This window comes from Rhizobium sp. Root1203, assembly GCF_001424945.1.
Classification (GTDB): Bacteria; Pseudomonadota; Alphaproteobacteria; order Rhizobiales; family Rhizobiaceae; genus Rhizobium.
The window spans coordinates 1-26,969 of record NZ_LMCW01000009.1 but is presented as its reverse complement, the minus strand read 5'-3'; the positions used below and the strand labels follow the sequence as shown (position 1 = coordinate 26,969).

Here is a 26,969-nt window from a genome sequence, read left to right as displayed (position 1 = left end):
ATTGAACCAGATAGATTCGGGTCGCTTTGGGACAGATTGAGATAGGCCTCTTCGAGCACTCCGGATGGGAGCTCGATCTCGAAAAACGAGAGCTGCGTGCGATGGGCGCTCCGGTCCCGCTCGGCAGTCGCGCATTCGAAATCCTCGAAACACTTGCTATTTCTTCGGGTGGGATAGTCACGAAAGACGAGCTGATGAAGCGCGTCTGGCCTGGAATGGTCGTCGAGGACAACACGCTCCAGGTTCATATCTCTGCAATAAGGCGTGCCCTTGGAAAGGACCGAGACCTGCTGCGCACCGTGTCTGGTCGAGGATATCGACTACTCGGCGAGTGGACGGAACCCGAAAAGCGGTTTGCCGGTCCGACGCTTGCTACTCTCGTGCGGTCAAGCGAACGAGCGGGTTTTGTTACTAACATCCCCTCGGCGGCGTCCGAGCTCATCGGCCGCCAGGCTGCAATTTCTCATATCGTGACGCTCATGTCGGCCTATCGAATTGTAACCCTGACGGGACCCGGTGGGATCGGAAAAACCGTACTCGCGTCCGAAGTCGCGCGCCGCCTGCAGCCGACGATAGATGGGGATGCATTCTTCGTGGAGCTGGTTTCCCTCTCGGATCCAAATCTTGTTCCCACGACACTTGCACAGGCTCTCGATCTGCGCCTTCAAGGCGACGACGTTTCTGCCGAGCTCGTTGCGCGGGCAATTGGTAACCGGAAAATGTTGCTTCTGATCGACAACTGCGAACATGTCGTAGATGCCGCTGCCGAGATGGTCGAGGCCATGCTGCGCACCTGCCCGAACGTTTCGGTTCTCGCAACAAGTCGGGAACTTCTCCGTATCGAAGGGGAGTTCACATATCGTGTTCCCCCGCTTGATGTGCCCGCGAACGAAAAGGTTGGTGATCCTTTAACTCACAGTGCGGTTCAGTTGTTTGTCGCCCGAACACGGGCGTTGCAGTCCGATTTCACGGCTAGCGGGGACAGAGTCTCGATTATCGCAGGTATTTGCCGACATCTGGATGGAATTCCCCTAGCGATAGAGTTCGCCGCCGCCCGTGCCGCCACGTTGGGGCTTCAACAGATCGCCGGCCGATTGGATGACCGTTTCGTTCTTCTGACCGGCGGACGCCGTACTGCATTGCCTCGACACCGCACGCTTCGGGCTGCACTCGATTGGAGCTATGAATTGTTGCCCGAAGGAGAGCGGCGCCTCCTACGCAGTCTGTCCGTATATCCCGCGGGGTTTACCTTGGAGGCCGCGATGGCAGCCAGCGGGGAGGACGAGGAAGAGACGGCACTAGGGCTCTCGAACCTTGTCACGAAATCATTGGTGACCTTCGACGGAACGGAGGCAGCCCCCCGGTGGCGTCTTCTGGAGACGGTGCGGGTCTATTCGCTAGAAAAGCTTGGAGGGGGCACCGAGTATCGAATGACGATGAGGCGTACAACGGCCTTTTTCCATTCGTTATTCCGGCCATTTTCGAGTGAAGACTCGCTGCGGTTGGCAATCGATGGTCTGGGGCGGTACCGCCGAGAGATCGACAATCTTCGAGCCTGTTTGACTTGGGCGCTTTCTCCAGAGGGAGATGGAAATCTCGGAGCAGACCTCGCCGCAGTTGCCTCCGATTTCTGGACCGCGACCTCGCTCGTGTCCGAGGCAGGCGAATGGGCTAAAAAGGCGCTCTCCTACCTGAAAGAAGAGGAGGGGGGACGTACGGAACTCGTCCTGCAGTGCGCTCTGGGATTCGCCATGATTTATACGCAGGGCATGAGCGAGCAAGGTAGGGCGGTGCTTGCACGCGCCCTGATGCTCGCTGAGAAGTTGGATGACCAGGACTATCGGCAACGGGTAACATGCGCCCTGTGGCTTTTTAGCGCTCGCTCGGTCGAGCTGGATGATGCGCTCGTTTACGCGCAGGAATACGAGAGAGGCGCTGGCGGGGGCGATGCGAGGTCCCGCGCGACGGCAGCTTGGCTGTCGGGCATCCCGCACACCTATCAGGCCCACCACCTCGATGCTCATGAGCGACTTGATTGGGCGGCGGGTAATTCGCCATCCAGCAGTCGTCGTACGGATATGCTCAGGCTCGGAGCGGACATTCGGACGTCCTCCATGGCTCATGATACCGTCAACTTGCTCTCGTTGGGTCGATTGGAAGTGGCATCTCGTGTGGCCGAAGATTCAGTCGACGAAGCCCGTGCAACCAACCAACCGTTCGTATCTTGCGTCGCGTTGGCCTGGGCGTCCGCCTTCGTGTCACTCAGTCTGGACAACGCGGCGCGAGCACGCCAGTGGGGCGAAGAACTCACTGCACATGCACTGCAGCATGGTCTAAAACCGTTCTACGCAGTTGGCATATGCGTCCAAGGAAGCCTGGCATCACGTTCTGGCTCGCCCGTCGAGGGGATCGAAGCTCTTCGAGCCGGCCTTCGAGACATGCAAGATTCCTCGTATCTGCTGTTCTATCCGTTTTTCATGTCTGAACTCGCAACCGCGTTGAAGGCGGCCGGGCGTTTGGACGAGGCGCTCTTGGAGATCGACAAGGCGCAAACGTTTTCACTGGAAAAAAGCTACCTCTGGATAATGCCCGAACTTCTACGAAAGAAAGGCGAGATCATCGCAGCACAAGGGGCGAATGAGAGCTTAGCCGTAGACCTATTTCGGGAAGCCGGCCTAAGAGCATCGGTTCAAGGCGGTCTGTATTGGGAACTTACAGCGGGCATTAGCTACGCGGAATATCTGGCCAGCCGCGGTGACCTTCGAGCCGCACAAGAAATCCTTCTTCCCGTCTACCAGCGGTTCCGCGAGGGACTCTCTACTCCTCGACTTTTGCAGGCGAAGAGATTGCTTGAAGCAAAGCCATGAGCTTCACTGATGCTCCAAGAGGCTTCTAATCTGCCCGGCCACCTTATTCCCTCCAGACGGACGAAGCCGGGGAATACGAAAGTATTGCCAATACCTATGTGCAACAGCTTCCCACTTTACTGGTTGCCATAGTGAGCTTCTAGCCATGCCGTTTGTTGGCGGGCGTCAGGAGAACGCTATGTCTTACAGAAGTCCCAGGCCGTCGGGCAGTGTCTTTCCCGGCGTCGTAATCTTATTTGCAATGGCAGTTCTGGTTGGCGCCCTGGTGTCGATACAACGGCCATCGACTCCGATCCGGGTGTGGGTGCCAGCCCAATCCGATGAATCCCATTTAGGCGGGGAACAATCGCTCTCTATGTGCTCGCCGGTGTGGGCCGGCTGCAATCCGTCGAATCCTGTATGAACAGCACCAAAGGCGCCGATACAATGAAGCTGCGTCACAGCACGTGCGGGGTAGTGCTGAGCTCGGAGCAAGTGTCCATGATGCGTGGTCTGCTCAAAGAGCATTGCGAGAACCGACAGTACCATAGACAGAGCGCAGAAGCCGAGGATGCGGCGAGGGGCCTTCTTTCTTGGTACAAGAACGGGGTGACCGACCAAGAGAGGCTCAGGCACCTACTCGCCGTCAGCGTGATCCTCAGGTCTTGAGGCCTACCCGTATAGCAACTGACGCCCTCTAGCCGTCCCGCTGTTTGTCAATCCGCGAGTTTCACCCTGACTGGCACTCCCTTGTAGGACGGCGTACCGGACTGGCGATCGAAGTGTCGGATCGACATGACGACATTCATCTCCGGATAGTAGCCCGCGATGGAGCCCTTCGGAATGTCATAGGCGACCGCCGTGAAACCGCTAACGAGATGCCTGTCAGCGACCGCGCCAATCAGCCCTTGAACCTCGATACGATCGCCGTCCCTAAGGCCTCGTCCCTCGAGATCTTCCGCATTCATAAAAACCACGTCGCGCCGACCAAATACGCCGCGATAACGATCGTCCAATCCGTAGATGGTGGTGTTATATTGATCGTGACTTCGAATAGTGGTCAGCATCAAGACGCCTTCGCTGTCGACGAGCGTATCCTCGGAGAGATCGGGAGACGGAAGGAAGTTCGCCTTTCGCCCAGGCGTGTTCCACCGCCGAAATGAGGCAGCGACGTCAAGTCTAAAGCCACCTGGTTTGCGCACGCGAGTATTGAACTCTTGGAATTCGGGAAACACCTCCTCGATCTTGTCGCGGATGCGGTCGTAGTCCGCTACCATACCCTCCCAGTCTATGCCATATCGGTCACCAAGCGTAGCTCTTGCGATCCCTCCGATGATCGCCGGCTCGGATCGGACAAGTTCGCCAGGTGGGTGAAGAAACCCTCGCGAAGCGTGAACCATGGACATCGAATCCTCGACGGTGACCGCTTGGCGGCCGGATGCCTGGATATCGAGGTCCGTCCGTCCTAGACATGGCAGAACGAGAGTGGTCTTTGCCGTCAGCAGATGGGAGCGGTTGAGCTTCGTTGCGATATGGACCGCCAGATCAAGGTTCCGCATGCCCGAAAAAGTGGCCCCGGAATCGGACATCGCGACCGCGAGGTTCCCGCCAAGACAGATCAGCGCCTTCGCTCGGCCATCGATGGCGGCCTCCACCGCCTCGATCGCGTTGTGGCCTTTGTCGCTCGGCGGGCGAAAACCAAAGGCGCGTTCCATGCCATCGAGAAGCGCTTTGTTGGGGATTTCGGTTATTCCTACCGTCCGATCTCCTTGCACATTGGAATGGCCTCGGATGGGCGCGATTCCCGCACCCTCTCGACCAATGTTTCCCCGCAGCATCAGGAGGTTCGCGATTTGCTGGACGTTGTACGTGCCCTTGGCGTGCTGTGTAATGCCCATGCCATAACAGACAATTACATTCCTCGCATTCGCGTAGACGTCGGCCGCGCTCTCGATGGCCTGCCGGGTTAGGCCACTAACAGCGACTATCTCTTGCCAAGTGGTAGCATCGATATCCGCACGTAGGATGTCGAACCCTGAGGTGTGTTCATCGATGAAGGGCCGATCAAGTATGCCGGCGCCGCCCGCGGCGAGACTTGCTACGTCTCGTTCGAGCACCGCCTTCATTATACCTTTCAAAACGGCCAGATCCCCGCCGACACGGACTTGGTGGTAGGCCGAAGCGATCGGCGTTGAGGACAGGGTGACCATCTCGACCGGATCTTGAGGTGCGGCGAACCGCTCAAGCGCGCGCTCCTTCAGGGGGTTGAAGACGATGATTGGAACGCCTCGGCGCGCCGCCTCATGCAATGTCGACATCATGCGCGGATGGTTCGTGCCCGGATTGTGCCCAAAGCTGAAGATCGCGTCCGCATGATCGAAGTCTTCGAGCGTGACCGTTCCCTTGCCAACGCCGATGGATTTTGGAAGCCCCACGCTGGTGGCCTCGTGACACATGTTGGAACAATCGGGAAAATTGTTGGTGCCATAGGCGCGAACGAATAGCTGATAGAGGAACGCTGCTTCGTTCGAGGCACGGCCGGAGGTGTAGAACTCGGCTTGGTCCGGATCGTCGAGCTTGTTCAACTCGACTCCGATCAGCGCGAAGGCCGCGTCCCACGCGATCTGTTCGAAATGATCGGTGCCTGGGTCGTACAGCAATGGCAGAGTCAGGCGGCCGGCGTCTTCGAGCTCATGATCCGTCCACTTCCAGAGCTCGGAAACGCTATGCTGCTTGAAGAACTCGGCGTCGGTCCGCTTCGCGGTGGACTCCCACGCAATCGCCTTGGCGCCGTTTTCGCAGAATTCGAACGACGACGTGTGCTTAGGGTCGGGCCATGCACAGCCTGGGCAGTCGAATCCCTCCGGCTGGTTGGCCTTGAGTAGAGTTTTACTGCCTTGCGCGACGATCTGTTGGTGGGCAAGCGTCTTCGCGACGGCCTTAAGCGCGTCCCAGCCGCCGGCCGGGTGGTCGTAACGTTTGATACCGTCCGGACGTTTGTTCTTCATGATAGTTCCTTCATCGCTGGATATTGATTGCCAGATCCCCGTGAACGTGCGCGCCGCCTGCTAAGGAAGTGTGGCTTCAAAAAAAGGCCGTCTCCGGGCGGGTGGAGACGGCCTTGGCGGACCTTGGCGGATCCGCGCGCTCCGGCAGAGGGGAGGAGTGCTGGAGCGCAGTGCTCTTGAGAGCTTATCGCCCAGGAGGGGTGGGCGATGAGTAAAGCTAACCCGTCCGCGCAGCCCCCATAAGTGCACTTTGGTATTGGACCTTCGCTGGCCACGGCCACGGTCGTGTATGCTCGACCAGCTTTAGGAAGCGAGCCGCTGTGGCCCACGTGCACTTTCGTGCTTGTAAGCAAACCAGCCCGTGGCTTCCCTGTTTTTGACCTTGGTACGAAGGCCTCTATCGCAAGGTCGAGTGCCTGCCTCGTTCGTGCAGTTCTCCTGCGGTGCCGAGCGGGGCTCGGAAGGTTCGGCTACGGTTGTCGTATTTGCCATTTGACACGCCCGTTCTGGGATGACCGTTGGATTTCGCCGCAGCCTTGGGCTAACGCGACGGAGGCTTACAATGATTTCATCGGCTCAACGGTGCTACGGTACGATGATGTCGTACATCCAACCAACGGCGTCCTGCTTGCTCCCAGCCGGCGATACCTAAGTGCAATGGCGGGTGTGGTGCGAGTTTATAAGCTTGGGCCGGGTCGCCACCTTTAGGATCCGTCGGCGATCATCTCCAAGGAGCACTGATATGGATAGCGAATGAGGGACCATCCAGCAAGGCAGCCCCGCAGACCCTCTCGGGTGTTGCGATGACACTCGAGCTTGCGGTGATCGCCGTCTCCGACGTCGACCGAAGCAAACTTTTTTACGCAGCTCTCGGATGGCGTTTCGATATTGATTTTCAAGGCGACGACTACCGCATCGTGCAGTTCACTCCGCCTGGATCTGGATGCTCCGTAGTGTTCGGGCAGAACATAACCACGGCCCCCGCCGGTTCATCGCGGGGATTGCACCTGGTTGTTTTGGATCTACCGGCAGCATGTGCCGACCTCGCATCCCGAGGCGTCGAAACGAGCGAACCATTCCATGACGTTGGCGGAATTTTTCATCACTCCAACGGCGTGGGCATCACGGCTGGACTGAATCCGGAGCGGAAAAGCTATGCATCGTATTTCTTTCTAATGACCCGGATGGAAACCAGTGGACTGTTCAGGAAATCACGACCCACCTGCCTGGGCGCAAGGGGGAGCTAACTAAGGCAGTGTGGGGATAGCGACCCTGTCCACCGCCAAGGACGAGCGCGCTCACGGTCATGCCGGAAAACGGTTGAGTGAATGCCGCTGCCTAGCAATTCTCCCGATGGTCGAAAGCATCTAAATCATTAGTACCGACGCCGAGGGCGACGGGCGGCCCCCAAAGGACCGATGCAATTGAAAGGATGTATATCATGAGCAATCAGCAGAAGGTCGCCGTCATCACCGGTGCATCGCAGGGCATTGGCGAAGGTTTGGTGCGCGCCTACCGCGCGCGGAACTACCACGTCGTCGCCACCTCGCGTTCAATCAAGCAAGGGTCCGACGACGGCGTCCATGCCGTGGCGGGTGACATCTCCGATTCCGCGACTGCAGAGCGCGTCGTCCGCGAGGCGATTGACCGTTTCGGTCGGATCGACACGTTGGTGAACAACGCCGGCGTGTTCACTGCCAAGCCGTTCGTCGACTTCACTCAGGAAGATTACGATCTGAACTTCGGCGTGAACGTTTCGGGCTTCTTCCACATCACCCAGCGGGCTGCGAGGGAGATGCTTAAGCAGGGCTCCGGCCACATCGTCAGCATTACGACCAGCCTTGTAAACCAGCCGGTGTCGAGCGTCCCCACGGCCCTTGCTTCGCTTACCAAGGGCGGTCTTAACGCCGTCACGAAGGAACTGGCGATCGAGTTCGCCAAGACAGGCGTCCGGGTGAATGCCGTGTCTCCTGGCATCATCAAGACGCCGATGCATGCTCCAGAGACCCACGAGTTCCTGTCGGCCCTTCATCCCGTTGGCCACATGGGCGAGATCAGCGATATCGTCGACGCGGTCATTTATCTTGAGGGCGCTAGCTTCGTCACCGGAGAGATCCTCCACGTCGACGGTGGTCAGAACGCTGGTCGCTGGTAGGCCTCGATTAGGGACCAGGTGCGTGGCGTGAACGTGCCACGCACACCACAGACACTGAAAGGAAATACAATGGAACTCGTATTGGCCGCCGATCCCATGTGCTCGTGGTGCTATGGATTCGGCAAGCAAATGGGGCTGCTGCTTGAGCGGCGTCCGGACGTATCTCTGAAGATAATCCTCGGTGGACTGCGCGCGGGCGCGACAGACGTTCTCGACGACGCGGGCAAGCAGTTCAGACTGCACCACTGGGGCAAGGTCGAGGAAGCCAGCGGTGTAGCGTTCGACCGAGAAGGTCTTCTCGCCAGAAAAGGCTTCGTGTACGACACCGAACCCGTGTGCCGTGCAGTGGTGACCGCCCGCATTCTCAGGCCGGAAGCGGATCTTCTGAGCGTTTTCCGAGCATTCCAGCATGGCTTCTACGTCGACGCGCTCGATACGACGAACGGCGCCGTGCTGGCTGAGATCGGTTCTCGCGCGCTCGCCGAACTCGGTTATCCCGTCAGCTCGGAAGAATTCCTGGCAGAGTGGAATAAACGAAGCACGGTGGAAGAGGCGGCGGCAGACTTCGCGTCCGTACGCGCCCTGGGTGTTTCGAGCTTTCCGACTTTGTTCTTGAAGAAGGGTGGAACTCTCAGGAAGGTCGGCGCCGGATATGCGCATGTCGACGAACTTGAGAAGCACCTCGCTGCAATTACCGCCTAGCAGATCGACGAGGTTATCGAACAAGGAGAATAGGAAATGCCGATCGTCACCGTACAAGTAACCCGTGAAGGCACGACCCCTGATCGCACCTCGGTCACTCCCGAGGAGAAAGCCGCAATCATCGCCGGCGTCAGCCAGGTCATGCTCGACGTCCTCAACAAGCCGCTAGAATCGACCTACGTGGTGATTGAGGAAGTCGACTTGGACAACTGGGGCTGGGGCGGCCTCCCAACCGTCCAATACCGGAAGAAGAAGGCTGGAGGCAACGCCTGACGTCACGGTATTCCAGAGGAAAGAACTTCCACGCCGTCGGTGATCACCGGCGGCGTGCATTTTCGGTACCGACTGGATCTAAAGGAGCGCAAGAAGCCGAAGCTCTTGGCTCGGTAAACAGGATGCGGAGCATGCTGTGAACGAGCTGGCTTTTCCAGCGACCCGGCGCGCCAGGTGTCGCGGCAAGGATTCTCCATCACTTCTCCGTGCCATCGAGGCTTCGGAAATACCATCGTGCAATAGCCTTGGCCCCCTAGCAGGAGGACAGTTCTCGGCGACACTGTTTTCGGCAATTTGGAGACGCCAATGCCCCTCGTCAAAATCCATGTCCTGAAAGGTCGTCAGTCGCAGGAGATCGATGTGCTGCTTGACACGGTTCACGACGTCGTCGTGCAGTCTTTCGGAGTTCCGGTGAGAGACCGCTACCAGATCCTTCAAGAACACCAGGCGTCACATTTTCGCGCGCTCGACACCGGGCTCGACATCGCTCGGACCGAGAAATTCATCCTGCTCGAGATCACCAGCCGTCCGAGATCTCGCGATGCGAAGGTGACTTTTTATTCAAACCTCACCCGCGCGCTTCAGGCTCGTTGCGACGTGCCGCCATCCGACGTGATGGTCTCATTGCTTATCAACTCGGACGAGGACTGGTCATTCGGCATGGGCACCGCACAGTTCCTGACAGGCGAGCTCTGAAAGCCATACCGCGGTCCCAGTGCTTTCACCAACACCAAGGTATCGGCGATACCAATGTACAAATGCAAAACTCGCCAATCCTAGACATGCTTCCAATCGCGCAGCCGACCGGCTGCGAAAACTGAGAAGTAGAAGGAGCCTAGCATGAAGATCCTCATGGTATTCACCTCGCATGACATCCTCGGAAGCACAGGGCGCAAGACTGGCTTCTGGCTGGAGGAGGGCGCTGCACCGTACTACGTCTTCCGAGATGCAGGCGTCGACTTAACACTCGTGTCCCCCAAAGGCGGTCAACCTCCCATCGATCCAAAGAGCGATCTGCCGGAAAATCAGACGCCCGCCATGGCGCGGTTCAAAGCTGACGAGGCCGCGCAGAAGATATTTGCGACCACCAGGAAGCTGAGCGAAGTCCGGTCCGAAGACTTCGACGCCGTCTTCTATCCTGGTGGCCATGGTCCTATGTGGGACCTCGTGGATAATCCGGAATCCATCAAACTGATCGAGTCCTTCTACAACTCCGGCAAACCGGTGGCGGCAGTCTGCCACGCGCCGGCGGTGTTTCATCGCGTAACCTATAAAGGCGCGCCGATCGTTAAGGGTAAGCGGGTGACAGGCTTCACCAACGGCGAGGAGGAGGAGGTGCAACTGACGAAGGTGGTGCCTTTCCTCGTTGAAGACGAGCTCAAACGTCTGGGCGGTCTTTATGAGAAGAAGGCAAACTGGGAGAGCTTCGCAATTACCGACGGCAGGTTGATCACGGGGCAAAACCCGGCATCTTCTACCGCGGGAGCGCAGGCGCTCGTCAAGCTCCTTACCGGCGCTAAGGCAACCGCCGCTTAGGAAGGGTTCTTAACTAGACAAGCAAGGCCGCAAGATGACAATCTAGCGGCCTGTTCCCAAGGTTGACGCGACTACAAAGCGGTGTCGACTCGCGGGAAGAATGACGGAGTTGTTTCGAGGAACGCATCGAGCCCTTCCGGATGCTCTGTCGGACCGACGCCGGACATCTTGAGTCCTTCAAAAGGGCTGCTGATCGAGAACCGGGACCTACCAGAAGAGAGCCGAAATCGATGCGCAAATTTGTCGTAACTGTAGTGCAGGAAATCGAAGCGGATACTCCAGAAGAGGCCGCGCTTTTAATGTATCAAAGCCTCACCATTGGGCCGGCGCCGCTTACCTTCTCGGTGCGCGATGACACTAACTCGACGCTAGACGTGAGGCTGGATCAAAGCCAGGCGGATGAGTTTGCGGCAAGCGATCACACTGCGGATCCAGGAAATTGGTGAAAACCAGCTTGCTCCGTGGTTTGGCGAGGCGCGCGCTTGCTTGTGAAATAACCTCGCCACGCGTTCGTAACCTCGGATCTCGGGCGCCAGTATTCCCTCGCTGTGCTGACGCGCTCACGGCTCGCCGTTATGGCCGCGGTGTCAGCGCTCAGTCCGACGTGAGGGTTGAGCATGGCTAACAGGGCGGCGAAATCGCCGTCGCGTGACGCCACCAAAAAGGCACCCACAATTTCGCCATGCCGCACCGATCTGCCGCTGTGGCCTCAGGTTTGCCTTGAACGCGCCGACGCGCCCGGCTCGCAAGCTGCCTCGCGGCGGGGGGTGTTCGGGCGATGATTGGCCCGATGTCTTCAAACGGAAGGTTGAACAAATCGTGGAGCACGAACGCCACTCGCTCTGGCGGAGAGAGCCGTTCGAGCACGACCAACCCCCAGGCCATGGTGTGGCTAGTATACCCCCGACCTAGCGCTCACTCAAATCTCCCGCCGCCAGGCCGTCATCCTGCTTCGCTTTGCTGAGGAAGGGCGCGTGATCGGAAAAGGGATGGAAGCTGCCGTGGTAATTCAGTTTTTCGGACGGCTGCTTTGCGGACGGAGCTGCCGTGTCCTGCGCGAGGGTTATTTCTTAGCGCACATGGGCAAGATCAGACCCCATTGTGTTTTCTGCGGTGGTCCAAACGGCTCGAAACCCAGCTTCTTGTAAACGGCTATCGCCCGTGAGTTCTTTGGATGCGGATCCGTGGCGATCACAGGTGTCCCCCGATCAAAGAGTGCCTGCATTCTCATAGTGATAAAGGCTGATCCATGCCCAACGCCGATCATTTCGGGGTCTCCGATGAATTGGTCAATTCCCCGCGAGCCCTTGGGAAGATGGGCAAAATGGTGTTCTTCCCACCCGTGAACTGCGTAGTCCTGCATGAACGCAAACGGGCGTCCGGCATTCGAAACAATCCAGCGCGTTACCCGGGGATCAGCCAAGTCCGCTTCGTCGTATGGCTCATCTGAATCCCACCATTCACGGACATGTGCGTTCGATCGCCATCCCGTGAGCATATTGAGATCATCCGGCGTCACCTTGCGAAAACTGTATTGATTGGGTGTCATCATTCGAACAGTTTAGCAAATCGCCAGCCGGAAGGTATGGGGCTCGAAGTAGACGTTCCTTCTGGACGACAAATGACCGAAATGGGGTCGAGAGCTGCCACACACGAAAGCTTATCCTGACGACTACATTTGGCGCTTTCCGTCCGAGACGCGTTGGCGGCTGTCGGGCCCGAAGCGGTCGGATAGTTCGGAACCAGGGAGCGATTAAGAGCAATCCGTGCTTGAGATTTGTGCTAGTCTACTTAGAGGCCAAGTGAGGAGATTTCGATGGCTGCGATGGGCACAGATGCCATGAGAATGGTTCGGCGCAACAAGTTGATCGGCATGTGGGCCGCCAGCAAGATGGGCCTTGGTCGCGAAGAGGCGAAAGCCTACTCTGATAGTCTCGCAAGGGATGCACTCGACGTCCACCGCAACGACATACTCGCGGCGATCCGTCGGGATTTCCATGAGGCCGGCATCCCTCCATGCGACGAAGATGTCCGGGAGGTCATGACTGCGTCGTGGTTGCAAGCTGGGAAGCAGACGAAGGGGGCAGATGCCAGCGATGGAGCCGTTGTGCAGATCGCCCGCAGCCTGATGAAATAGGTGGCCGTGCTAAGTTCCTGCTTATGTGGTAGGAGCACATCAGTCCCCCGCGCCACTCACCAGGGCGTTCTGAGGCGAAGACCCGATGACCAGCCGGCGATCTTGCGTAAACGCGCCGCCATGATGCCTCCTGTCCTCCGTGAGTACCGGAGCCTTCGATCCTCCGACTGCGAGCTTACCTGGAGGCGAAGGACCGAAACTAGCGCGATGCTGCCGAGGGCATTGGTCTGCTGTCGGCCCCAAAGCTGCCACTTGACGATCTTGGCGCGAATGACCGCTTTGCGCCCTCATATCGGTCGTTGAGGTTTTCTGGGCTTTTACCGAAAGCAGACCATCGTCGATCCTCGAATGCGATGTTCCGTCGCAATTTCTAAGCATGGCGTTTCTTCCATCCTGTCTGCCAGCCCCTGGCGATCCGACGTAACGCTTCTTGTGAAAGGAATAGTGGGGCAAGCGCGTGCATTACTGCTTGGCGTATCAGTGGCGCAGAGTGGCTATTGACAGCGCCATAACATTCCTTTCATCTACGTTGTCAGACATCTTACATACTTCATGTGATGGAAAGGGAGGATCTCGATGAGGAGACTTTTGACATGGCTGGCACTTGGTGCGGCCGCAATGACGCTTTCGACGCAGGCTCAAGCTGGGGCGACGCTCGATCGCGTGATGGAAAAGAAGGCAATGGTCGTCGCCACCAACAGTGGTTGGCCGCCCCAGAGCTATCTTGACGACAGCAACCAGATGGTCGGCTTCGATATCGATGTTTCCCGCGAGATCGCCAAGCGTCTTGGCGTCGAAATCACCTTCGAAACGCCGGATTGGGCGACGCTCACCGGCGGTCGCTGGCAGGGCCGCTACGATCTCGGCGTCGGCTCAGTGACACCGACCAAACCGCGTGCGCAAGTGATTGATTTCGTCGGCGTCTATTACTACAGCCCCTATGTCTATGTCGTGCACAAGGACAATACCGCCAAGACCGTCACCGACCTCAACGGCAAGGTGATCGGCGTCGAGACCGCGACGACCTCGGAGGATTTCATCAATCGGCGCCTGGAGATAGACGCGCCGGGCGTTCCACCGATCGAATACAAGCTCGAGCCCGGTGAAGTGCGCACGTTCGCCGATTCCATGCTGCCCTTCGACGACCTTCGCCTCGGTGACGGCGTTCGCCTGTCCGCCGTTATCGCGCCGGAACAGACGGCCAAGAACGCGATCAAGAACGGCTATCCGGTCCGCGTTATCGAAGGCGAGTATGCCTTCCGCGAGCCGCTCGTCGTGATCGCCGAAAAGGTCGACCCGGACTGGACCGCGAAGGTCGGCGGCATCATCGCCGAGATGAAGAAGGATGGCACGCTCGCCACGCTGACCACCAAGTGGTACGGCAAGGATTATAGCGCAGATTGATTTGCGGCGTCGCACGGGCGGTTTGCCCGCCCGTGCCTTTCCATTTCGAAGAGCGTGCAATGTCCTACCCCGATACCTATTACAAGCGAACTATTGCCGAAGATCGGTCGCGGTCTTCACTCTCTGGGCCGGAGGATTGCGACGCGGTCGTGATCGGCGCAGGGCTGGCTGGTCTGACAACTGCGCTGCAACTCGTCCGCGCCGGCCAGAAAGTGGTCGTGCTGGAAGCCGAGATCGTGGGCTTCGGCGCGTCCGGCCGCAACGGTGGTTTCGTAGCCCCCGGCTTCGCCACCGGCAGCGATGACATCGCGCGGACGGCGGGCAAGGATGATGCCAAAAAGCTCTTCCATCTCTCGACGGAGGGCGTCGATTTCATCCGCGACACCATCCGCGATCTCAATATCGAGAGTGCAGCGCCGCAGCCCGGCATCACCAGTGTGTTGCGCCATGATGATGCCGCGTCGCTCAAGACCTACCGCGAGCAGTTGCTCAAGGACTACGACTACGAACTTGACTATCTCGACACCGAGCAGGTGCGGGCGGTGCTGAAGTCGCAACGATATTTTCAGGCGCTCCGCAATCCCAAAGCCTTTCACATGCATCCGCTGAATTATCTCCGCGCCATCGCGGCCGAAATCGAACGGCTCGGCGGCAAGATCTTCGAGGGTTCGGCGGCGATCTCGACCAGCCTTTCGGGCGCGGAGAAACGCGTGCGCACCGCCAGTGGCGAAGTCCGAGCCCGGCACATGGTCTTCACGACAGGCGGCTACACCGGCAGCCTGGAGCCGCGGCTCCAGCGCGCTTTCCTGCCGATCGCGACCTATGTGATGGTCAGCGAGGAGGCGCCTGATCTGATCGCCAACGCGATCGCGACCCGCGACGCGATCGGCGACAACCGCCGCGCCGGCGATTACTACCGCCTTGTGGACAATGGAAAACGCATCCTCTGGGGCGGCCGGATCACCACACGCGCTGCCTCCACGGCCGGCGTCGTTGCTGAACTCCGCCGCGAGATGACCGGCACCTATCCGCAGCTCTCGGGTCTCAAGACAGAACTCGCCTGGTCGGGCCTGATGTCCTATGCCCGCCACCTGATGCCACAGATCGGCGAGGTCGAGCCCGGTGTCTGGCACTGCACGGCCTTCGGCGGCCACGGGCTCAATACGACCGCGATCGGCGGCAAACTCGTGGCCGAGGCCATCCTCGGCCAGAGCGATCGTTACAAGCTGTTTGCGCCATTCGGCCTGGTCTGGGCAGGAGGCGTAGCCGGCCTTGCCGTGGCGCAGCTCACCTACTGGAAACTTCAAGCACAGGACTGGTGGCGCGAACGCACTGCCTGAACCAAGGGACGCAGCGCATGCTGGCTCGACTCATTCTCACCTATCCTGATGCCGTGAGGCGCCTCGGCGTGGCGCTGATTATCCTGGTGATTACGCTCGGCCTGTTCCAGCTTGGTGTCAGTTCGCATTGGCTCGGGTATATGCTGCCGTCGAGTGCGCCATGGGTGACCGATAATCCGCTCGCCAGCCGCCTTATGTCCTCGTTGCTGATCGCCCTGATTCTCGCAGCCAATTGGACGCTGCTGCGGCTCCTGCCGCGCCGCTGGCAGATCATCGGCGTGTGGATCGAACTCTTCGTCCTGCTAATGCTCTTCTTCTATTCGTTCAATCTTTCCTTCGCCTTCATCGCCAAGAAAATCGGCTTCCTCATCACCCAGGGCGTCACAACGACGCTGTTCATTTCGGCGATCTCAATCGCGGTCGCCACCGTAATCGCGCTGGCCGGTGCTATTGCCAAGCTCTCGCGCAACGGCGTGATCTATGGGCTTGCGACCTTTTACACTTCGCTCTTTCGCGGCCTGCCGCTGCTCATGCAGATCTACATCATCTATCTCGGCCTGCCGCAGGTCGGCTATGTCATCGGCGCGATACCGGCGGGCATCCTTGCCCTGTCGCTCTGTTATGGCGCCTATATGACCGAGATTTTCCGCGCCGGCATCGAAAGCATCGACAGGGGCCAGTCGGAAGCGGCGACCGCGCTCGGTCTCAAGCCCAGCCAGACCATGGCCCTGGTGATTCTGCCACAAGCCATGCGCATCATCATCCCGCCGACCGGCAACCAGTTTATTGCCATGCTGAAGGATTCCTCGCTTGTGTCGGTCGTTGGCGTATGGGAGATCATGTATCTCGCCCGCACCCAGGGACAGACCGAGTTCCGCCATATTGAAATGCTGATCACCGCTTCCATGATCTATTGGCTGCTTTCCATTGGGCTGGAATATACCCAATCCCGCATCGAAGAGCGGTTCGGCCGTTTCAATGTCCGCTGAGACCTTACCGGAACTCTCGGCTACACCTTCGTCAGGACGCTCCAATAGGCGTGCCGCCGGTATCGCCGTTCTTGCCTTCGCGGTGTTTTCCGGTGCCGATGCGCTGATCAAGCTGCTGGCGATCGATCTGCCGGCGCCGCAGATCACGCTGATCACCACGATTGTCGGGCTGATGTTGCTGCTTGCGGCGAGGCATCGGTCGTGGCGCCGTTTCAGTACAGCCAGATCATCTGGGGGTGCCTCTATGGCGCGCTGCTTTTTGCGGCACCGGTCAACCCCTACACGATCGCTGGCGCGCTGATCATCATTCTGTCCGGCTGGCTGGTACTGAAATAGGCATCACAGCGCCGTCGGCTTCTGTGGAAAGCCGCCGACGTGGCAGCAGGTGAGCGCTGCCCGTTCTCGTCCCGCCTCGACCGCTTCCTGCAACGATCCACCGCCAACATGCACGGACAGAAATCCCGCGATGAAGCTATCGCCAGCGCCGGTGGTGTCTACGACCTCGACCTGCATGATGCCCGTTTCGGCCCGCTCTTCAAGCGTCGCCGCCACCGACCCCTTCGAGCCCCGCGTAACCACTGCTACCCGAACACCAGCGCAAAGAAAGCGGTCGATCATCGCCTCGACCGCCGTGTCGTCCTCGCCCGCCGAGCCAAAGGCGATCGTCAGGCCCTCAATGCCGAGACTGGCCGGGTCGGCGTTGACGGAGACATCTTGCGAGACACTGACACCGGCTGCAGCGAGCGTGTGTCTCAGAGCACCGCCATCATCCAGCCAACCGATATGGACGTGGTCCATGGTCTTCAGCGCGGCGATATCTTCTTCCGATGGCCGGTAGCCAGCGCAGACGCCGAAATCCTCAAACAGAAACACGCGCTCGCCCGACGGCAGGACCTCGATGTCCGTATGGGCAGTCTTGCCTAGCCGTTCCTGCATATGCGCAACAGCAACGGCGTTCTCGATCAGGGCAGTTCGCGTCCGCCGGCCATCGACATCAGGGCCGACGGCTCCGAGATAGAATGCCTCATGGCCAAGCTTCGCGAGATGTACTGCGACATTTACCGCATTGCCGCCAACAAGTGCCTCGCCGATCGACGGCGACAGGAACTTGTCGATGCAATTGTCGCCAACCGCTGCAATGCGAAGTCTCTTCATACAGGTCTTCCCCGACAATGCCGCGCCTGCCTCTAGGAGTATTCGCGGCGCCCTGTCAAACTCGCATCAATAGTTGACCCGCTTATAATAGCGTCGCGTTGTCAGCGGATGATTTCGCATGACTTCGAGATGCGCGCTGATGCGTTCGAGCACCGTGGCGAGCAACGCTGGCGAGACCAGCCCGCGGACCTCGGGTGAAATGCCGGGCAGCGTTAATTCGGCCGTATCGAGCACGGTCAACCGGTCGGTATATTCAGGTGCGAAATTCTCCACCCGGTCCGCCAGTGGACGCAAGGCATCCTCGCCCTTGAACAGGAGGACGGAAACGCCCTCCTCGACCAGTTCCAGCGTGCCGTGGAAGAAATCGGATGCATGCACCGGCCGAGTACGGATCCACTGCATCTCCTCGAGAATGCACATGCCGTAATAGAAGGCTTGCGGCCAGACATTCCCGGCACCGGTGATGATGTGATATTCGGCTCCGGCCAGCACCCTCGCAAAAGCCTCGGCCTTCGGCTCGTAAGCGCGCTTCACTTCGAGTAGCAGCGCCGGCAACCTGTCGAGTTCACCCGCAATCTGATTGTAGTTCCCGATCTCCCCGCGATGGCGCATGATCGAAAGCGCGATGAACAGCGATTGCAGATAGAAGGATTCGCAGGACGTATCGTCCTCGGCGAAGTTCACGAAGACATGATCGCCACCCTTGCCGATCGGCGTTTCCTCATGGCCGACCAGAGTGATCACCGTAGCGCCGGCTTCCTTCGCCTTGGCGAGGAGTGCCACGCTTTCCCTCGTTGTGCCCGACAGCGAGGGTATGACGACGATCGATTTGCCATTCAGGTTTGCCGATCCGGTCAGGACCAGCTCGGCCGGCATGTCGATAAAGACGGGAAACCGCGACTGGCGTAGCAGCAATTGGGCTGCCGGCTGCATTAGGATCGCCGCGCCGCCCGTTCCAAGGAAATGGATGTTTTCGGCACCGGCGGCCAGGCAATCGACGATCACCCGGTCCAACCGTTCGCGCAGGGCCACCGCGCCGGACTGGATGCGGAGAAACCTCTGTTCGTCAAAATTCAGCATGCAAGCCTCCGTTAGTGTCAGCGACTAACACCGACAATGTTGTAAGACAACTGACATCTCGATTTAGATGTGTCAATAACTGGACCGTGAATTTGCACTGGCATTAGCAATACCCTTGGTTGATGTAACGCCGTTGGGACACCAGAAATTTGTTGACCACGCCGCCAATGTCAGACAAGCACATTACGACGGCGGTAGAGAGGATTGCGGTCTTGGACGAGCCCTTGCGTGATAAACAGACCCTTGTGATCAAGCTGCGCGACAGGATCCTAGATCTCATCCGCGACGCGAGCCTCAAGCCCGGTGACAAGCTGCCAACCGAGGCCGAACTTACCCAGCGCTTCAGGATTTCCCGTCCCGTCGTCCGCGAGGCTCTAAAACTCCTCGAACAAGACAACCTGATTTATGCCGAACATGGCCGCGGCCGCTTCGTCTCGCCGATGTCCGCGGTGCGAGTCGATCGGCCGATTACGGTGTTTGAGAGCGTGACCGACATGGTCCGGCACTATGGCTATGAGATAGTCAACAAGGTGCTGTCCATTGCCGAAGAAGCGCCGGATGAGCTCGTCGCAAGGCAATTGCAGATGCGGGTCTCGGATCGCGTGATCCGCATCGAACGCCTACGGCTCCACCGCGATGAGCCGATCATGTACTGCGTCGATTACGTGCCGCGCAGCCTCATTTCCGCCCGTCTCTACGACATCGACTGGAACGGTTCGCTGCTCACGCTGCTCGAGGAGCACAAGAACAAGCCACGAATGTCGGCAGCGAGCGTATCCGCCGTCGTGCTGCCGAACGACGTTGTCGAGCGCAACGATCTAAGGGACTTCGGCCCGGCTCTCCTGATCACCGAAACCTGCTTCAATGCTGCCGGCATACCGGTGATCTACGCGATTGATTATCACCGAGGCAGCCACTTCGTGTTCAGCCTGGCGAGAAAATAAGGATCAACGCCAAGCTTGAAGTGCAGGTTAAGAGACATCCTACTCAAACGGTATGGGATTTTGTGACGATATCCGTTCCGGCTAAGCCAAGACCTTGGCGCCGAGGGCCGAAGCGTCCGCTTTCCCGTTGCGTATGCCAACAGCGCACAGTCCCCTCCCGGCCCCGTCATAGAACCGAGAGCAGTGCGTTCTCCCTCCGGCGAATGGTGGCCATAGGAGAACTGAAATGGGTATCTCACAATATGATCCTGCTGCGCTGGATCGACCGGCTTGGAACGCAGGCAAGCAAGTTGACGTCAAGAAGCCCCTGAAGCAGCGCCAGATTTGGGCCGTCCGCTTCTTTCTCGACCGAGAGGGAAGGATGAGAGATGTGCACTGTTCGATCTTGCCATCGACAGCAAGCTCCGCGGCTGCGATTTGGTAAAAATGAAAATCGGGACCCTCGTCACGGGCCACGAAATTCGAACTCGTGCGATGGTCGTCCAGCAGAAGACTGGACGCCCCGTGCAGTTCGAGATTACGACCGAGGTCAGAGCTAATCTGCTTGCATGGCTTCAGCGAAGAGGAGGAACAGTCGATGACTATGCCTTTCCCAGTCGAGTAGACTACACAGATCATCTCAGCACTCGGCAATACGCCCGACTGGTCGATGAGTGGGTCACTGCTATTGGGTTGCGTTGGGAGGACTACGGGACGCATTCCCTTCGGCGAACGAAGGCTGCCATGATCTATAAGGCAACTGGTAACCTTCGAGCGATCCAGATCCTGCTTGGCCATACCAAGATTGAGAACACAGTCAGGTATCTCGGCGTCGATATTGAGGATGCACTGGAACTGGCAGAGCGGACTGAAATCTGAAGGGGAACGGCCCTGCGCATCGTGGGGCCGCGCCCTTTCGCTGCTAGACCTTCTCACAGGATTCGATCTGCTTTGCGCCCTCACGTCGGCCGTTGAGTTCGTAGCCGCCATTGCCTGAAAGCGGACATTACAAATGTGGTGGCCGAGGCTGCTTTGCGCCAACATCGCAGTGTGAGAGTGGTGCGAGGTCGTATCTTCGCAGCCCGCCTGTGAGGCGCGCAACATCGCCGAAGAGCTTTGCCGACAGCGGGCCGTCCGGGCGACCCAATAGCGGAGCAGCCGCGGGTCGCTGGCGCTCAGTTCCTATAGCCACTCGATCCAGCGACCATGGTGGTCGCAGGCAGCGAGTTGCCTGGTTTCGCCTCGCGGCCAAATTGTTAGCCGCAGCACCGCATGTGGCGCGCCGGCGGCGAGCGGTTCTACGGAAAGCCAGGCGAGCGGAGATCGTTCCGTGGCTACAGTGCCGGCTTGGCGTATGGCCACCTCGATTGCATCCCGCGTTGGGTGGGGCATGTAGTCCCACACAGCCGAATGAAACATCACGAAAACCGAACCTTCTGACCGCGCAGCCAGTTTTTGCAGCAAGAAATCGGCCGCGTCGGCTTGAACCAGCGTGACGGGTGCTGCCACTGCCAGCCCGGTCGCTGCGTCCAGTCGCTGAAGTCGAGAGGCCTGGTCGGCCCAGATAAACGATCTGAGGCGAAGCCGTGCAGCCTCGTTCGAGAGATCAACCGGCGCGATGTCACAACCAGAGCGCGCCGAAACCGTCAGCGCTCCATCGAGCGGTGGAACATTGCCGCGGAGCTCCGGTGCGAGGCGAACCGGCGAAGTGGAGCTGCCCCATTGGGCAGTGCCGTAACGATAGTGGAAACGGTCGAAGTTGAGGTTCAGCCCGGCGCTTGCGCCGATTTCGGCAATTTCCAGCGGCACACCGGTCTCTCGCGCTATCGAGAGGAAGCCCGGCAACAGCATTGCCGACCGAGCGACCTCGTTGGTCTGCGGCACGCTGTCGAGTGCCCGACACAATCCTTCGTCGTGCTGTCGTATCGCAGTAGTGACCGCCTCCCGAAGCCTGGAATCGGCAACCTCTCGCGGCGGATACACTGCAACGAGTGCTTCGTCAGCGCCGCGCAACACGAGTCCATGCAAGGCACCCAGCAGCCTCAGCGCCAGTGCGTCGGCCGTCGCGTTGCCAGGCCAGCCGAGCGCGCGCCGGCCGGTAGCGGTCGAGTGATCCAATCCCGCAGCAAGCGCGCGGCAGACCTTGGCAGAGAAGGGCGAACCGAGCGCATCGCATATGGCGGCTTGGGCTTCGAGGTTTCGCAGGACTGCGGCGGGAGGGTCAGTCTGGCCCATCGAGCAACCAGCTTTCCATTGATATAAGGTGGCCACGGCCGTGTAGGATCAGATTCAACTTTCTCATCGTCCTTCAACCTACATCGGCCTTCGCGGCCGCGCTGCAAATCCTACGGAGGCGTGCCGGATAGTCCGGTGTGGTGATCGGCCCGGAACCAGCGCAAAGTTTCAGGCGAATGCGTCAAGGCCAGCTTCGCAGCAAGTTGGTATGGGTGGACGATGCTTATCGTAGTCGGCTCATACCAAGCGCCCACCGAACGGGCGAATTTGTTCATCACGAGGTTTTTATTATATATCGTAGCAGGCATTCATGTCGAGAGATTCAGACGCTTGGAGACAGCCGCCCGAGCCTGGTGCGTCGACCTCAGCTGGGTTGGACCTTTGAAGGCTCGTTGAGGAAGTCGGGATAATCACCTTCCTCGGCCCGCGGTGACACTATCCAATTGAACGATGGAACGCGGGTCAGACTGGTCGGCTTTAACACGCCAGAAAAATTCGAACCAAAATGCTCGCGGGAAGCTGATTTGGGCAATCGCGCCTCAGCGAGACTAAAGGAGCTGGTGGCAACAGCAACCTCAACGAGCGTGGCCTTGGTTGTTGCTCTTGTAAGGCAGGTACCGAAGGCACCAGGAAGTGCAACTACGGCAGGAGCTGTGGGAAATTGACGGTTGACGGTCGCGATGTTGGTCAAACGTTGATCAAGGAAGGATTAGCAGTCCCCTTCATCTGCGGCGGCTCTGGATGCCCGCCAACCCCCAGGACATGGTGCGGCTAGAATACCCCTGGGCTAGCGCTACTCAAATCTCCCGCCGCCAGGCCGTCATCATCGCGCCCGCCGCGCCTTGGACCGGGTCGGTTTCGGGGACGGGAAGCGAAACAATCGTTGCTGAAGCTTCCTTGGACGGGGCGTTGGTTTGAATGTCGGCATGTTGGCCATTGGGATAAGCGCCGACCACTTCAAAGTCGCCGCTTGCGCCGAGGTTCATGTGGCCCGTTCCGGCAGGAAGAAGGATACAATCTCCGGCGCTCACTTCGAACACACTACCCGTTGGCCCACCGATCAACAGTCGCGCTTGGCCTTTTCCGACTCCAAGGACCTCGTGAGCACCGGAGTGATAGTGCTGATAGTCGAAAACGCCGTTTCGCCAGACGCCTTGCCAGCCGTGTGATGTAAACAGACGTGCAAATTCCTCTGAGCCGTTCTTCGTGATGAATACGGACTTATATAGCAGAACCGGCAGCGAGGGGTTATTCGGTACCCAATCGCTTTTTTCGAAGATCACGTGCTGGACTTCCATTTCGCCTCCGAGGACATACTGCGCAAACCTTACATTCAACGGACCAGATGCCGTTTGGTTCGGCCTTCCAATGTCAGCGTCTGCCACGAAGCCTATAAAAAGATAGAGTTTATCGAGAAAGCCGTTGCCAGTTTCTCAGTGATGACAGAAAAAAATCCGCGGGTCCGCCAACCAGGGCGGAGGGCTACGGGCAAGCGGTCTACAAACGCACCGAAAGCGTTTTAAGCTAGAACGAAATGCCGGAGTGTAGCCTCACGGCGGCCGTAGCAAAGGCTTCATCCAGGGCATCAATGTCCCGGTTCTCCGCGTCGATACGACCCGCGGCGGCCAGAACGGCCGCGGACTGCGCGCCGAAGCTGAGCTCCGTGATCGTCTGCAGTGACAATTGGAATGTAGGCGTCTGCTTGCAACGCACAGCGCCGTCACCCGACAAGGACCAAACCCCGGAGTTGTCGGGAACGATCGGGTCTGTGACTTGGAATACTACTCGACTGCCGCGCCCATATGTCCGGCCGTTGAGGAATTTCCCTAGGTCCAGTGGCCTGATCCAGCTGCTCCTGCTTCAACCAAGTGACGAGTTCCATATGCTTTTTCCCGCTTTGGCCGCTAATGAGGTCTTTCCAATAGCCGATTGGATGACCGTACTTGGCCTCGATAGATGGAAAATAAGAAGCAGGACCCTTTACAGAATCTGTTGCCATGACATTCCTCAAAACACCGACAAAATCAGGTGACAAGGATAACATGACCAGAAGCGTTGTCACCATCTACGGCCACTTTGGCGAAATCCGGCGAGACGTTTCGGCGGCTCGGCCCAAACCCATCTCATCACTGTTCTAATGTAGAAACCGGTATGTCACTCAGTAGCATATTGCGGGCGGAGTGAACTTCATTGTTCTCTACTCATATAGGTTCCTCGACACATCGATCTCGCCGTTGGTACGATCAAGCCATCTCCATCATTGCACGCTAAGATGGGTCTCGGGGGTGAACAATTCGTCTAGCTGCTCCAACTGTTCTGGCAATGCCACCGCACTGCCCTGCAGTGCTTCCTCAAGCGCTTCCGTCGACGGATAGATTTCGTGGAAGGTCAACAGCGTCTTTCCGGCCTGATCCTCGAACGTCACGGTCGTGACCGCGCCCTCTTCCCCTTCGTCATTGGTCCAGACAATGCGCTCATTTGACACGACCTCGAGATACTTGCCGTAAAAGGCCATCGTTGCCGAACCACCGGCACCGAACTCCAGCCGATACTTACCGTCGGTACGGACGTCCATTTGACACGACACGAGCACGACACCAGTTGCTGACTTAGGCACCCACCAGCGCTGGAAAAGCTCAGGTTCGCTCCACGCCCTGAATACGATGGTCGGAGGCGTGTTGAATGTCCGTTCCACTACGAGTTCGCGGTCTCCTCTACGCTCGACCGACGTGCGGTTCTGGGTGCCGTCTGCATTAGTGACTTGCTTCATCTTGTTACTCCTCGGCGTGGCGGGCGAGCTTTTTGTGGCCCCGTCATGACGACGTTCGACGGAGGCGGAGTCCGACACGCAACCGCGAAAAAATGTCGTCGCATGCCGACTTCCTCCAGATTCTGCGGCTCCGCCAATCAAGATGTCCGCGTCGAGGTCATGTCTCCTGCTCGCGCGAAGCGGAAGACGGCCCAGTGCGTACACCGGCTGCATATCTGAAAGCCCTGCTTAATAGGGTTTTGGCATTTCTGTAACCGCTTTTCGCCGGCGACTTTTCGGAGGTCAGAATGTCGGCTAGAAAGGCAAGATGAGCGCTTCAGAACCCATCCACCCTACATTGAACGATCTCAAGTTCGAGATTGGACAGGTACTGGTCTGCTGGTCGTTTCTCGAAAATACGATGAGAGAACACCTGAATCGAGCTGGACTTCAAGAACAGATTTTGAAGGGCCCCGTGATTTCTCACTGGCGGACATATATAAAGGCTACTTATCCAGACCGAGCGCACGAGCTTCTCGAACCAGTTGAAAAAGTCGCTCGCGTCCGAAACTTTCTCGCACACAGCAGCTATTCGTTGCACGCAGACCCATGGACCAAGGGCAGCGCGGTGATCGCCTGCGCAGCACCTGACGGCATACTTCATTCTTTCAGCATCGATGATCTTCGTGCCGCATGCACAGAGTTTTCAGAGCTTGTGGTGAAGCCGATCCGCTTGTTTGTCGCTTCCTGACGCTGACAGCAAGCTCCTCATGACCGCTGTTGGCGGATATCGTTGAAAAACTCGACCGATTAGTTTTCCATTCGCCCTTTTCGTTGTTCTGGGCGCTGCACAACTTCGCGTTCTGCCCCGCGCCTCAGCGCAGGTTATCAGTTTATGCCGCCTCAGGCGGTAACGGTACCGTCTGAGGCCTGAGCTTTGCCAGCCTCCTCAGGTTCTGCGCCGTTGCGGCAAGAAGGAATTCGTCTCTCGCGCCACACGGCCCTCGAAGCCTTAAACGGGCCATCCGCAGGATTCGCTTGAGGTGGGCGAAGAGCATTTCGACCTTCTTTCGACGATGCCATGACTGCTCATATTCCGGTGTCTTGGCAATTGCTCTAGCGACATCGCGTGCATCCTCGTTGAGATCACGCGGTATTTTGCGCATAGGCATGTTCGGGCAGCAGCGAGGCTTCAGCTCGCACTGATCACAGTCCTTCTTGCTTGCACGATAAAGCCGGGTACCCTCGGCCGTGATCCCCGATCTGGGTGGGTCGTAAGTGCGGTGGAATTGCTTCAGTTCCTTTCCGGCAGGGCAGAGGTATTGCCCCTTCTCGGCTTCCCAGGTGAAGTCGGAACGAGAGAAGGTGCCATCCGTCCGCTTTGACTTGTCGAAGACCGGAATGTGCGGCGCGATCTCCTTCTCGTTGACCAGCCAGGCGAGGTTGTCGGCAGAACCGTATGCACTGTCGGCCGCGAGGTAATCGGGCCGCACGCCGAAGCGGCTCTCGGTCCTTTCGAGCATTGTGCGGGATGCACCCACCTCCGCCTGGCGGATTGCCCGTGTCGCCTCCACATCCAGAATGACGCCGTGGTCTGTATCGATCAGATAGTTGGTCGCGTAGGCGAAGAAGGCATGGCCTTTGTGAGCGCCGGTCCATTGGGCGGCCGGATCAGACGGGGAGATGAACTTCGGTGTAACGGGCGACGCAGCACCGAAAGCGGCATCATCGAGAACAGCCAGATACTCTTGGACGGAGCGGCCAGCGTCTTCCTTTGCTTCCCACTCAGCGCCTGGTACCGAACGCTGCTTGTTGGCATCCGCTGCGATCAAGCTGGCATCTACTGCAAATCCTTCCGCGCCAACCAACCCTTGAGCGAGGCAGCGTTCCACTACCGTCTCGAACATATGCCGCAGGATATCGCTTTGCCGGAACCGGCCATGGCGGTTCTTCGAGAAGCTGGAATGATCCGGGACCTTGCCGTCCAGACCGAGGCGGCAGAACCAGCGATAGGCGAGATTAAGATGGACCTCCTCGCACAGTCGGCGTTCCGAGCGGATACCCATAGAATAGCCGATGATCAGCATTCGCATCATAAGCTCGGGATCAATGGAGGGGCGACCAGTGGCACTGTAGAAAGGCTTCAACTGTGCCCGGACACTGTCGAGTTGGAGATGGCGGTCAATCCCGCGCAGCAGGTGATCTCCCGGAACGTGATCATCAAGGCAGAAGTCGTAGAAAAGCTGCGCTGGAGCTGTCTGACATCCCATCATCGCTCAATCCTCCGCAAATCGATGCGACGATAAAGCTGGCTCGGGAAATCTGGACAGCGGGGATAAGTGGAATTTCTGCCTGACTTCGGCTTAGATGCCGGGAACAGGAGATACCATGACGAGACGACCGCGCCGGAACCACAGCCCGGCTTTCAAGGCAAAGG

General features: G+C 58.5%; 26 protein-coding genes and 2 pseudogenes. 16 read left to right on the top strand and 12 right to left on the bottom strand.

The window, feature by feature from the left end:
- Positions 1-26 precede the first annotated feature (26 nt).
- A complete protein-coding gene (locus ASC97_RS09025) occupies positions 27-2,867 on the top strand; it encodes an ATP-binding protein (RefSeq protein ID WP_057468023.1) in 2,841 nt (946 codons plus the stop codon).
- A 695-nt stretch (positions 2,868-3,562) separates the two neighbouring features.
- Here the strand turns inward: ASC97_RS09025 and ASC97_RS09015 are convergent.
- Entirely contained in the window at positions 3,563-5,854 is a 2,292-nt protein-coding gene (locus ASC97_RS09015; protein WP_057468021.1) for an FdhF/YdeP family oxidoreductase, read from the bottom strand.
- Positions 5,855-6,657: 803 nt separating this feature from the next.
- Between ASC97_RS09015 and ASC97_RS09010 the strand changes: the two genes are divergently transcribed.
- From ASC97_RS09010 to ASC97_RS08980, 7 genes are all read left to right on the top strand, one after another.
- The gene (locus ASC97_RS09010; RefSeq protein ID WP_244481423.1) at positions 6,658-7,101 is read left to right on the top strand and encodes a VOC family protein; all 444 of its coding nucleotides are present in this window, start codon (positions 6,658-6,660) and stop codon (positions 7,099-7,101) included.
- A gap of 194 nt (positions 7,102-7,295) precedes the next feature.
- Positions 7,296-8,009 (top strand): SDR family NAD(P)-dependent oxidoreductase, encoded by a 714-nt coding sequence (locus ASC97_RS09005; RefSeq protein ID WP_057468095.1) that lies wholly within the window; start codon positions 7,296-7,298, stop codon positions 8,007-8,009.
- Positions 8,010-8,078: 69 nt separating this feature from the next.
- Positions 8,079-8,711, top strand: coding sequence for a DsbA family protein (locus ASC97_RS09000; RefSeq protein WP_057468020.1), 633 nt, complete (start codon positions 8,079-8,081; stop codon positions 8,709-8,711).
- A gap of 36 nt (positions 8,712-8,747) precedes the next feature.
- Positions 8,748-8,984 carry a tautomerase family protein gene (locus ASC97_RS08995; RefSeq protein WP_057468019.1) on the top strand — a complete coding sequence of 79 codons (237 nt, stop codon included), beginning with the start codon at positions 8,748-8,750 and terminating at the stop codon, positions 8,982-8,984.
- Positions 8,985-9,290: 306 nt separating this feature from the next.
- A complete protein-coding gene (locus ASC97_RS08990; RefSeq protein WP_057468018.1) occupies positions 9,291-9,680 on the top strand; it encodes a tautomerase family protein in 390 nt (129 codons plus the stop codon).
- Positions 9,681-9,824: 144 nt separating this feature from the next.
- Positions 9,825-10,520: a type 1 glutamine amidotransferase domain-containing protein gene (locus ASC97_RS08985; protein WP_057468017.1), complete on the top strand. Its 696-nt coding sequence runs from the start codon at positions 9,825-9,827 to the stop codon at positions 10,518-10,520.
- Between the two features lie 230 nt (positions 10,521-10,750).
- On the top strand, positions 10,751-10,966 hold the full coding sequence (locus tag ASC97_RS08980) for a hypothetical protein (protein ID WP_057468016.1): 216 nt from the start codon (positions 10,751-10,753) through the stop codon (positions 10,964-10,966).
- 175 nt (positions 10,967-11,141) lie between these two features.
- Here the strand turns inward: ASC97_RS08980 and ASC97_RS35135 are convergent, their stop codons facing one another.
- Complete coding sequence (locus ASC97_RS35135) at positions 11,142-11,405, bottom strand: sigma factor-like helix-turn-helix DNA-binding protein (protein ID WP_443216735.1); 264 nt, start codon at positions 11,403-11,405, stop codon at positions 11,142-11,144.
- A 178-nt stretch (positions 11,406-11,583) separates the two neighbouring features.
- Positions 11,584-12,072: a GNAT family N-acetyltransferase gene (locus ASC97_RS08975; RefSeq protein WP_057468015.1), complete on the bottom strand. Its 489-nt coding sequence runs from the start codon at positions 12,070-12,072 to the stop codon at positions 11,584-11,586.
- 264 nt (positions 12,073-12,336) lie between these two features.
- On the opposite strand from ASC97_RS08975, the gene ASC97_RS08970 reads away from it, so the two are divergent.
- The 4 genes from ASC97_RS08970 (at position 12,337) to ASC97_RS08955 (ending at position 16,390) form a co-directional block, all read left to right on the top strand.
- Entirely contained in the window at positions 12,337-12,657 is a 321-nt protein-coding gene (locus ASC97_RS08970; protein WP_244481422.1) for an ATPase inhibitor subunit zeta, read from the top strand.
- Positions 12,658-13,233: 576 nt separating this feature from the next.
- Positions 13,234-14,061, top strand: a complete 828-nt coding sequence (locus tag ASC97_RS08965) for a transporter substrate-binding domain-containing protein (protein WP_057468014.1) — start codon at positions 13,234-13,236, stop codon at positions 14,059-14,061.
- Between the two features lie 59 nt (positions 14,062-14,120).
- Positions 14,121-15,401, top strand: a complete 1,281-nt coding sequence (locus ASC97_RS08960) for an NAD(P)/FAD-dependent oxidoreductase (RefSeq protein WP_057468013.1) — start codon at positions 14,121-14,123, stop codon at positions 15,399-15,401.
- A 17-nt stretch (positions 15,402-15,418) separates the two neighbouring features.
- A complete protein-coding gene (locus ASC97_RS08955) occupies positions 15,419-16,390 on the top strand; it encodes an amino acid ABC transporter permease (RefSeq protein ID WP_057468092.1) in 972 nt (323 codons plus the stop codon).
- A gap of 31 nt (positions 16,391-16,421) precedes the next feature.
- On the opposite strand, the gene ASC97_RS33850 is transcribed toward ASC97_RS08955, so the two are convergent.
- Complete coding sequence (locus ASC97_RS33850) at positions 16,422-16,586, bottom strand: hypothetical protein (RefSeq protein WP_156390329.1); 165 nt, start codon at positions 16,584-16,586, stop codon at positions 16,422-16,424.
- Between ASC97_RS33850 and ASC97_RS35900 the strand changes: the two are divergent.
- Positions 16,577-16,726: pseudogene (locus tag ASC97_RS35900) on the top strand (DMT family transporter); the annotation flags it as partial. The gene ASC97_RS33850 and the pseudogene ASC97_RS35900 overlap by 10 nt on opposite strands.
- 3 nt (positions 16,727-16,729) lie before the next feature.
- Here ASC97_RS35900 and ASC97_RS08950 read toward each other — a convergent pair.
- On the bottom strand, positions 16,730-17,545 hold the full coding sequence (locus ASC97_RS08950) for a PfkB family carbohydrate kinase (protein WP_057468012.1): 816 nt from the start codon (positions 17,543-17,545) through the stop codon (positions 16,730-16,732).
- Positions 17,546-17,611: 66 nt separating this feature from the next.
- Positions 17,612-18,625 (bottom strand): SIS domain-containing protein, encoded by a 1,014-nt coding sequence (locus ASC97_RS08945; RefSeq protein ID WP_057468011.1) that lies wholly within the window; start codon positions 18,623-18,625, stop codon positions 17,612-17,614.
- Between the two features lie 212 nt (positions 18,626-18,837).
- Between ASC97_RS08945 and ASC97_RS08940 the strand changes: the two genes are divergently transcribed.
- Positions 18,838-19,569, top strand: coding sequence for a GntR family transcriptional regulator (locus ASC97_RS08940; protein ID WP_057468091.1), 732 nt, complete (start codon positions 18,838-18,840; stop codon positions 19,567-19,569).
- A 226-nt stretch (positions 19,570-19,795) separates the two neighbouring features.
- A pseudogene (locus ASC97_RS08935) lies at positions 19,796-20,427 on the top strand (tyrosine-type recombinase/integrase).
- A gap of 303 nt (positions 20,428-20,730) precedes the next feature.
- Here ASC97_RS08935 and ASC97_RS08930 read toward each other — a convergent pair.
- The 5 genes from ASC97_RS08930 to ASC97_RS08920 all read right to left on the bottom strand — a co-directional run bounded on the left by ASC97_RS08930 (position 20,731) and on the right by ASC97_RS08920 (position 24,553).
- Positions 20,731-21,783 (bottom strand): DUF2332 domain-containing protein, encoded by a 1,053-nt coding sequence (locus tag ASC97_RS08930; protein ID WP_057468010.1) that lies wholly within the window; start codon positions 21,781-21,783, stop codon positions 20,731-20,733.
- 797 nt (positions 21,784-22,580) lie between these two features.
- Positions 22,581-23,081 carry a cupin gene (locus ASC97_RS08925; protein ID WP_057468009.1) on the bottom strand — a complete coding sequence of 167 codons (501 nt, stop codon included), beginning with the start codon at positions 23,079-23,081 and terminating at the stop codon, positions 22,581-22,583.
- 226 nt (positions 23,082-23,307) lie between these two features.
- The gene (locus tag ASC97_RS36205; RefSeq protein ID WP_156390334.1) at positions 23,308-23,619 is read right to left on the bottom strand and encodes a sterol carrier protein domain-containing protein; all 312 of its coding nucleotides are present in this window, start codon (positions 23,617-23,619) and stop codon (positions 23,308-23,310) included.
- Positions 23,504-23,782 carry a DUF4287 domain-containing protein gene (locus tag ASC97_RS32700; protein WP_082529925.1) on the bottom strand — a complete coding sequence of 93 codons (279 nt, stop codon included), beginning with the start codon at positions 23,780-23,782 and terminating at the stop codon, positions 23,504-23,506. Before ASC97_RS32700 ends, ASC97_RS36205 begins: the two co-directional genes overlap by 116 nt.
- A 258-nt stretch (positions 23,783-24,040) precedes the next feature.
- A complete protein-coding gene (locus ASC97_RS08920) occupies positions 24,041-24,553 on the bottom strand; it encodes an SRPBCC family protein (RefSeq protein WP_057468008.1) in 513 nt (170 codons plus the stop codon).
- A 307-nt stretch (positions 24,554-24,860) separates the two neighbouring features.
- On the opposite strand from ASC97_RS08920, the gene ASC97_RS08915 reads away from it, so the two are divergent.
- Positions 24,861-25,283 carry a hypothetical protein gene (locus ASC97_RS08915; protein ID WP_156390328.1) on the top strand — a complete coding sequence of 141 codons (423 nt, stop codon included), beginning with the start codon at positions 24,861-24,863 and terminating at the stop codon, positions 25,281-25,283.
- Between the two features lie 142 nt (positions 25,284-25,425).
- On the opposite strand, the gene ASC97_RS08910 is transcribed toward ASC97_RS08915, so the two are convergent.
- Positions 25,426-26,805 carry an IS1182 family transposase gene (locus ASC97_RS08910; protein WP_057468006.1) on the bottom strand — a complete coding sequence of 460 codons (1,380 nt, stop codon included), beginning with the start codon at positions 26,803-26,805 and terminating at the stop codon, positions 25,426-25,428.
- Positions 26,806-26,969: the final 164 nt, after the last annotated feature.

Bases quoted from the DNA above. Each gene is read 5' to 3' on its own strand.
- ASC97_RS33850 (WP_156390329.1), bottom strand. From the start codon at position 16,586: ATGCCTCGCCGCAAGCAGCAACATCAGCCCGACAATCGTGGTGATCAG.
- ASC97_RS08955 (WP_057468092.1), top strand. From the start codon at position 15,419: ATGCTGGCTCGACTCATTCTCACCTATCCTGATGCCGTGAGGCGCCTC.
- ASC97_RS08990 (WP_057468018.1), top strand. From the start codon at position 9,291: ATGCCCCTCGTCAAAATCCATGTCCTGAAAGGTCGTCAGTCGCAGGAG.
- ASC97_RS08970 (WP_244481422.1), top strand. From the start codon at position 12,337: ATGGCTGCGATGGGCACAGATGCCATGAGAATGGTTCGGCGCAACAAG.
- ASC97_RS32700 (WP_082529925.1), bottom strand. From the start codon at position 23,782: ATGGCAACAGATTCTGTAAAGGGTCCTGCTTCTTATTTTCCATCTATC.
- ASC97_RS08945 (WP_057468011.1), bottom strand. From the start codon at position 18,625: ATGCTGAATTTTGACGAACAGAGGTTTCTCCGCATCCAGTCCGGCGCG.
- ASC97_RS09015 (WP_057468021.1), bottom strand. From the start codon at position 5,854: ATGAAGAACAAACGTCCGGACGGTATCAAACGTTACGACCACCCGGCC.
- ASC97_RS09000 (WP_057468020.1), top strand. From the start codon at position 8,079: ATGGAACTCGTATTGGCCGCCGATCCCATGTGCTCGTGGTGCTATGGA.
- ASC97_RS08960 (WP_057468013.1), top strand. From the start codon at position 14,121: ATGTCCTACCCCGATACCTATTACAAGCGAACTATTGCCGAAGATCGG.
- ASC97_RS08930 (WP_057468010.1), bottom strand. From the start codon at position 21,783: ATGGGCCAGACTGACCCTCCCGCCGCAGTCCTGCGAAACCTCGAAGCC.
- ASC97_RS08980 (WP_057468016.1), top strand. From the start codon at position 10,751: ATGCGCAAATTTGTCGTAACTGTAGTGCAGGAAATCGAAGCGGATACT.
- ASC97_RS08925 (WP_057468009.1), bottom strand. From the start codon at position 23,081: ATGGAAGTCCAGCACGTGATCTTCGAAAAAAGCGATTGGGTACCGAAT.
- ASC97_RS08915 (WP_156390328.1), top strand. From the start codon at position 24,861: ATGAGCGCTTCAGAACCCATCCACCCTACATTGAACGATCTCAAGTTC.
- ASC97_RS35135 (WP_443216735.1), bottom strand. From the start codon at position 11,405: ATGGCCTGGGGGTTGGTCGTGCTCGAACGGCTCTCTCCGCCAGAGCGA.
- ASC97_RS08910 (WP_057468006.1), bottom strand. From the start codon at position 26,805: ATGATGGGATGTCAGACAGCTCCAGCGCAGCTTTTCTACGACTTCTGC.
- ASC97_RS08985 (WP_057468017.1), top strand. From the start codon at position 9,825: ATGAAGATCCTCATGGTATTCACCTCGCATGACATCCTCGGAAGCACA.
- ASC97_RS08920 (WP_057468008.1), bottom strand. From the start codon at position 24,553: ATGAAGCAAGTCACTAATGCAGACGGCACCCAGAACCGCACGTCGGTC.
- ASC97_RS08965 (WP_057468014.1), top strand. From the start codon at position 13,234: ATGAGGAGACTTTTGACATGGCTGGCACTTGGTGCGGCCGCAATGACG.
- ASC97_RS09010 (WP_244481423.1), top strand. From the start codon at position 6,658: ATGACACTCGAGCTTGCGGTGATCGCCGTCTCCGACGTCGACCGAAGC.
- ASC97_RS08975 (WP_057468015.1), bottom strand. From the start codon at position 12,072: ATGATGACACCCAATCAATACAGTTTTCGCAAGGTGACGCCGGATGAT.
- ASC97_RS09005 (WP_057468095.1), top strand. From the start codon at position 7,296: ATGAGCAATCAGCAGAAGGTCGCCGTCATCACCGGTGCATCGCAGGGC.
- ASC97_RS08950 (WP_057468012.1), bottom strand. From the start codon at position 17,545: ATGAAGAGACTTCGCATTGCAGCGGTTGGCGACAATTGCATCGACAAG.
- ASC97_RS08995 (WP_057468019.1), top strand. From the start codon at position 8,748: ATGCCGATCGTCACCGTACAAGTAACCCGTGAAGGCACGACCCCTGAT.